Below are 6,823 nucleotides of genomic sequence, written 5' to 3' on the forward strand. Positions count from 1 at the left end.
GTCCCGCTGATCACCCCCCGCCTACCGTCGAATACAGGCACGGCTGTACGGCGGGGAGGTTCGACCATGGCGGGACGGGGCCCGCGGACCGGAGGCGGCCGACGGCCGCCGGACACCGGCGCGCGCTCGCCCCGCAACGGCGCCGACGACGAGCCGGGGCGCGATCACCTCACGGGCCGACGCCACGCCCCCGACGACGCGCTGATCCGTATCCACGACCTCGCGGGCCGCCCCCGCGGCCTCGGTTTCGTCGCCGACCACCACGGCACGGTGATCACCAGCCATGAGGCCGTCGACGGCCTGCCCCGGCTCGTCCTGCACGCCGCCGGGGAGCGCAGCTGCGTCGTGGGCACCGAGGCGGTGACCGCGCTGCCCGCCCTGGACCTGGCCCTCGTCCGCACCGAAGGTCTCGGCGTGGAGCCGCTGCCGGTGACCGCGCGGGACCGCACCGAGACCGGCCGGTACGTCCGGATCGCGACCGGCTGCTGGCGCGAGGCCCGGGTGCTCGACACGACCTCCGTGACCTACACGGCCACGGACCGCTTCCATCTCCTCGACGACGTGCTGGAGCTGGCGATCGGCACCGCGGGCCGGGACGCGTTGCGGCTGGGCGGCGGGGCCGCCGGGGGACCCGTGCTCGACGCCCAGACCGGCGCGGTGCTCGGCGTGCTCGGCACGGCCCTGCAGAGCGGCCACCGCGACGTCGGCTTCGCCGTACCGCTGCGCCCGCCCCCGGACGGCCCGCTCGCCGCCCTGCTCGCCGAGAACGCCGCCACCGTGCCCGCGTACGGCGCCGACCTCAACCTGGCCGGGGTGCTGGAGCTGACGGCCACTTCGGTGGGGCAGGACGGTCCGCCCGGGGCGCTGGCGGGATACGTCGGACGGGCCGGCGCCGGGGGAGCGGCCGACGTCGAACCGGTGGAACGGGCGTCCACGGCCGGGCAGTTCGCCGCGTTCACCGCAACCGACAGCGCCGCCGTCCTCGGGCTCGTGGGGGCGCCGGGCAGCGGCCGTACGACGGAACTCGCGGCGCTCGCCGCGCGCCGCCACCGGGGTGCGGAACCGGCGCCCACGCTGTGGCTGCGCGGCGCCGACCTCAAGGACCGGGACACCTCGGTCGCCGACGCGGCGCGCCGGGCGCTCACCCGGGCCGCCCGTATCGTCGCCGCCTCGCAGTCCGCCCTCCCGGCCGACCTCGGCGACCTCACTCCCGAACGCCTGGCCCGCCTCGCCCACACGGCCGACCGCCCCCTGCTCCTCCTCCTCGACGGCCCCGAGGAGATGCCCCCGGTCCTGGCCCACCGCCTGCCCGAGTGGACCGAGGGGACGGCTCGGTGGCTCGGGGAGACGGGCGCGCGGCTGGTGGTGGCGTGCCGGGAGGAGTACTGGGAGGGGGCGGGAACGGAGTTCCCGGAGGAGATGCTGTTCGGCATCGCCCCGGCGGACGCGGATGACACCATCCCCCGGCTCCCGGCCTGCGTGCCCCTCACCGACCTCACCCCCGACGAGGCCCGCCAGGCCCGCGCCCGCTACGGCATCCCCGACCGGACCCTCACCGCCCGCGACGCCCGTCACCCCCTCACCCTGCGCCTCCTCGCCGAGGTCCGCGCCGCCCTGCCCGAGGCGCCCGAGGCCCGCGTCGACAGGGACGACGTCTTCGCCGCCCACCTGGACCTGATGTGCCTGCGCATCGCGGTACGCCTCGCCGCCGAGAACGGCCTGCGCGGCACCGCCGTACGCCGCCTCGCCGCGAAGGTCTCCGGCCAGGTCCACGAGGCCGCCCGGCGCAGCCTCGGTCCCGGACAGGGTGAGCTGGACCGGGAGTCGTTCGAGGCGGTGTTCCCCTGGGGGCCCGCCCCCGCACGGCTCGGCGGCGGCACCGGCTGGGCGTCCGCCGTCCTCACCGAGGGCCTCCTCGTCCCCGCCGGCGGCGGCTACCGCTTCGCCCACGAGGAACTCGCCGACTGGATCCAGGGCATGCACCTCGACCTGGACGAGGCCCTGCACGCCCTGGTGCACCGCCGCACCATCGACGCCCACCCCCTCCCCGTGCCCCGCCATCGCATCGGCCCCGTCGTCGAGGCCCTGCTCCTCCTCGCCCGCCAGCACGGCCCGCTCCAACTCTCGGCGAAACTGAGGGAGTTGGTGCTGGCGCTCGACGCCGACCCGCACTCCTGGTGGGCGGCCCGGCTCCTCGCCGAGGCGCTCACCCGCGTACCCGACGCCACGCCCCACGCCGACGTGCTGCGCCTGCTCGCCGACCGGATCGTGGCCTGGCGGCAGCGACAGCGGCCCGTGCCGGGGGAGTTCGGGCCGGACTTCTGGACCGGGCTGCCGGTGCCGGACGGCGAGCGGCTCGATCTGCTGCGCCGGCTCGTCCTCGCCGACGCGCCACCGCACGACTCCGGTGCCGGACCCCGTTACCTCGACGCCGTCGCCCGCCTGCTCGCCGACGACGCCACCGCCGTACAACCGCACCTCACCCGCTGGTTCGACGACGACCGGGCGCTGCCCGCGATGCCGCACGCGAGTGTGGCGCGGGCCGCTCAGGCGCTGTTGCACACGCATCGGCACCGGGCGCTGGACGATCTCACCGAGGTGCTCGTCGGCTGTGCGCACCGGCGGGCCGACGAACTGCTCGGCGTGCTCGCCGAGGAGGAGCCGTCGGCGATCTGCCGGGCCGTGGACCGGTGGGCGCACGACGAGCGGCCCGCGCGGCGGGTGGCGGCGGTGGCCTACGGGCTGCGCGCCGCGCCGCACCTGCGCACCGACGCCGACCGCGAACTGCTGCGCTATGCCGCCCTGGCCCTGCTCGCGCGCCCCGCCGACTGCACCCTGCACGGCGGCGCGCTCGCCCTGCTTGTTCGCGATCCGCACACCCGGGCCCGCCATCTCCCGCAGGCGCTGCGGCACTTCGCGTCCGGCGATCCGCAGTTCCCGCCGAGCGCGCTGGTCGGCGCCCTGACCACGCACCCCGAGCCGGTCCTCGACGCCTTCCGGGAGCGGCTGCGCCTGCCGGACGCGGGCCGGGCCCTGCGCACGCTCGCCGACGTCACCACCCCGACCCTGGCCCGCCGCGTGGCCGCGCTGGTCCGGGAGTCGGTGGAGCGGCGCCCGGAGACCGCCGGGGACGTCGCCGCGTACGTCGACCGGCGGCTGGACCAGGGCCCCGCCGCACGGGCCGTACTCTTCCCTCTCGTCACCGGACTGCTGGACGGCGGCCCCGAACACGTGCGGGCCGCGCTCGCCGGTGTCCTCGCGGCTCCCGGAGCCCCGGACTCCCGTCCACTGCGTCGAGAACTCCTTGAGTTCCTCTTGAACCACGAGCACGATCCCGCCGTCCTGGACGCCGTGCTGCACGCCGCCGCGGAGCGAGGCGGCGAAGGCCTGCGGGACCTCGTCCACCGCACCGGGCTGCTCCTCGTCCGCACCCCGGACGGCGCGACCCGTTTCGACCGTGGCCTCGTCGACCTGGGCCGTCATGTCCCCGGCTTCGCCGCCCGGGTGGCGGGCTGGCTGACCGACGCACCCCAGGAGTGGGCGGCCGTGGTGGGCCCCAGCACCCGCCGGATGATCGAGAACCTGGCGGGTGCCCGCGTCCCCGCCTGACCCCGCACCGGTACGTGCTACCCGTCACAGCCTCCATGCCGATGCGGGACGGAGGCACGCGGCATGGCACCCTTAGACCTGCGCAGAAGGTAGTGACGGACACAGGTTCGACAAGGAGCGGTCACAGTGCAGCGCTGGCGTGGCTTGGAGGACATCCCCCAGGACTGGGGGCGCAGCGTCGTCACCATCGGTTCCTACGACGGTGTCCACCGCGGACACCAGCTCATCATCCGGCACACCGTGGAGCGCGCCCGTGAACTGGGCCTGCCCGCAGTGGTCGTCACCTTCGACCCGCACCCCAGGGAGGTCCTGCGGCCCGGCAGCCATCCGCCGCTGCTGGCCCCGCACCATCGGCGCGCCGAACTCATCGCGGAGCTGGGCGTGGACGCCGTCCTCGTGCTCCCGTTCACCACGGAGTTCTCGAACCTCTCCCCGGCGGACTTCGTCGTCAAGGTCCTCATCGACCGGCTGCACGCCAAGGCCGTCGTCGAGGGCCCCAACTTCCGCTTCGGCCACCGGGCCGCGGGCGATGTCGCGTACCTCGCCGAGCAGGGCAAGACCTACGACTTCGAGGTCGAGGTCGTCGACCTGTGCCTGTCCGGCGAGGCGGGCGGCGGCCTGCCCTTCTCCTCGACCCTGACCCGGCGCCTGGTCGGCGAGGGCGACGTCGAGGGCGCCGCCGAGATCCTGGGCCGCCCGCACCAGGTGGAGGGCGTGGTCGTCCGCGGCGCCCAGCGCGGCCGCGAGCTGGGCTTCCCGACGGCCAACGTCGAGACCCTCCCGCACACCGCGACCCCCGCCGACGGCGTCTACGCCGGCTGGCTGCACGCCCAGGGCGAGATCATGCCGGCCGCGATCTCGGTCGGCACGAACCCGACGTTCGACGGCACCGAGCGCACGGTGGAGGCGTACGCCATCGACCGGGTGGGCCTGGACCTCTACGGCCTGCACGTCGCCGTCGACTTCCTGGCCTTCGTCCGCGGCCAGGCCAAGTTCGACTCCATCGAGGCGCTGCTGGAGCAGATGGCCGAGGACGTCAAGCGCTGCCGCGAGCTGCTGGAGGCGGCGGAGGCGACGGCTCGGTAGCCGTATGTATGGGACGTAGAAGGGCGGCCGGTGCCTGTGGGCACCGGCCGCCCTTCTGTCATGCCTTACGTCCTACTGCTGGGGCGGCGGAGGCGGGGTCTGGCCGTCCTGCGGGTAGCCCTGGGGCGGGTAGGGGTGGGCGGGGGGCTGGCCGGGATGGACCTGCTGGCCCTGCTGGGGGTAGGGCTGGGGGTACGGCTGACCGGGCTGGGGGGCTTGGGGGGCCTGCGGGGCCTGGTGGTACTGCCCCGGCATGGGCTGGCCCGGGTAGGGCTGTCCTCCCGGGACGGGCTGGCCCGGCATCGGCGGGGCCGCTACCGGCGGCGGGTTGCCGTCGCTCGTCCACAGACCGTGGGACTGCTGGTGACGTACGAAGTCCTCGGCGACCATCGCCGCGAGGTGGAAGTACGCCTCCCGCACCTTCGGGCGCATCATGTCGAGGTCGACCTCGGCGCCGGCCGACAGATGCTCGTCGAACGGCACGACGACAACGCCCCGGCACCGCGTCTCGAAGTGGCTGACGATGTCCTCCACCTTGATCATCTTGCCGGTCTCGCGCACTCCGGAGATGACGGTGATGGAACGGGAGACCAGGTCGGCGTACCCGTGCGCGGACAGCCAGTCCAGCGTCGTGCTGGCGCTGCTCGCACCGTCGACCGACGGCGTCGAGATGATGATGAGCTGGTCGGCGAGGTCCAGTACGCCGCGCATGGCGCTGTAGAGCAGACCCGTACCGGAGTCGGTGAGGATGATCGGGTACTGCCTGCCCAGCACGTCGATCGCGCGCCGGTAGTCCTCGTCGTTGAAGGTCGTGGACACGGCCGGGTCGACGTCGTTGGCGATGATCTCCAGACCGGAGGGCGCCTGGGACGTGAACCGGCGGATGTCCATGTAGGAGTTGAGGTACGGGATCGCCTGGACGAGGTCACGGATCGTGGCCCCGGTCTCGCGGCGCACCCGGCGGCCCAGCGTGCCGGCGTCCGGGTTGGCGTCGATGGCGAGGATCTTGTCCTGCCGCTCGGTGGCGAGGGTCGAGCCGAGGGCCGTGGTGGTCGTGGTCTTGCCGACCCCGCCCTTGAGGCTGATGACCGCGATCCGGTAGCAGGACAGCACGGGCGTGCGGATCAGCTCCAGCTTCCGCTGCCGCTCGGCCTCCTCCTTCTTGCCGCCGATCTTGAACCGCGAGGGCGCGGCAGCCGGCCGCCCGCTCTTCGCCTTCTGCTTCTTGTTGTTGAGCAGCCGATCCGACGACAGCTCCACGGCAGCGGTGTAACCCAGAGGCGCGGCCCCCGGGTTGGTCGGCTGCCGCTGATCATGCTGAATGGGCTGAGGCCAGGCGGCCCCGGCGCGGGGGTCGATGGGGGGCTGGGGCGCCTGAGGCTGCGGAGGCTGCTGCTGGAGGTGCTGAGGCTGGTTGGGCGCCTGCGGGATGTGGGGGGCTTGAGCACCGTCCTGCGCCGCGGGGGCCGGGGACTGCGGCTGCCCCTGCGGGAAGCCGTAACCGCCGGGCTGTGCAGGGGAGTTGGGGGCGGGCTGTCCGGGCTGTGCGGGCTGTGCGGGGGAGTTGGGGGCGGGCTGGGGGAAGCCGTAGCTGCCCTGCGGGGTGGGCGCCGGGGCCGGGGGCTGCTGCGCGGCGGAGGCGGGGTTCGGCGTCGGCTGGCCCGGCTGAGGGAGGCCGTAGCCGTCCTGCGGGCTGCTGGGCGCGGGCTGCCCGGGCTGCGGGAAGCCGTAGCCACCCTGGGGAGTGGGCGCCGGGGCCGGGGGCTGCTGCGCGGGTGCCGGGTTCGGCGTCGGCTGCGGGGGCTGGCCGGGCTGGGGGAAGCCGTAGCCGCCTTGGGGCGCTGGGGCCGGGGGCTGCTGCACGGCAGGGGCCGGTGCGGCGGGCTGTTGCGCGACGGGCGCGGGGTTCGGCGTCGGCTGTCCGGGCTGGGGGAAGCCGTAGCCGCCCTGCGGCGCGGCCGCCGGGGGCTGCTGCGGGATGCCGGGTGTATCCGTCTGTACGGGGGCCGGCTGCGTCGGCTGTCCGGGCTGCGGGAAGCCGTAGCCACCCTGGGGCGCGGCCGCCGGGGCCTGCTGCGGGATGCCGGGCGTGTCGTGCTGTGCCGGCGTCGGCTGTCCGGGCTGGGGG

The 6,823-nt window shown here is 75.1% G+C and carries 3 protein-coding genes; 2 read left to right on the forward strand and 1 reads right to left on the reverse strand.

The features are described from left to right. The first annotated feature begins 66 nt into the window (after positions 1-66). The gene (locus AB0Q90_RS39740; protein ID WP_363166012.1) at positions 67-3,609 is read left to right on the forward strand and encodes a trypsin-like peptidase domain-containing protein; all 3,543 of its coding nucleotides are present in this window, start codon (positions 67-69) and stop codon (positions 3,607-3,609) included. Positions 3,610-3,735: 126 nt separating this feature from the next. Further along, a complete protein-coding gene (locus AB0Q90_RS39745; RefSeq protein ID WP_363166011.1) occupies positions 3,736-4,695 on the forward strand; it encodes a bifunctional riboflavin kinase/FAD synthetase in 960 nt (319 codons plus the stop codon). A gap of 72 nt (positions 4,696-4,767) precedes the next feature. Here AB0Q90_RS39745 and AB0Q90_RS39750 read toward each other — a convergent pair. Continuing rightward, positions 4,768-6,823, reverse strand: a 2,056-nt coding sequence (locus AB0Q90_RS39750; protein WP_363165996.1) for an AAA family ATPase, incomplete at its 5' end; no start/stop codon positions are given.

The sequence above is a fragment of the Streptomyces sp. NPDC079141 genome (genome assembly GCF_040686775.1).
Taxonomy (GTDB): Bacteria; Actinomycetota; Actinomycetes; order Streptomycetales; family Streptomycetaceae; genus Streptomyces.

Excerpts from the sequence above, each read along its gene's own strand:
- AB0Q90_RS39740 (WP_363166012.1), top strand. The coding sequence starts at position 67 with ATGGCGGGACGGGGCCCGCGGACCGGAGGCGGCCGACGGCCGCCGGAC.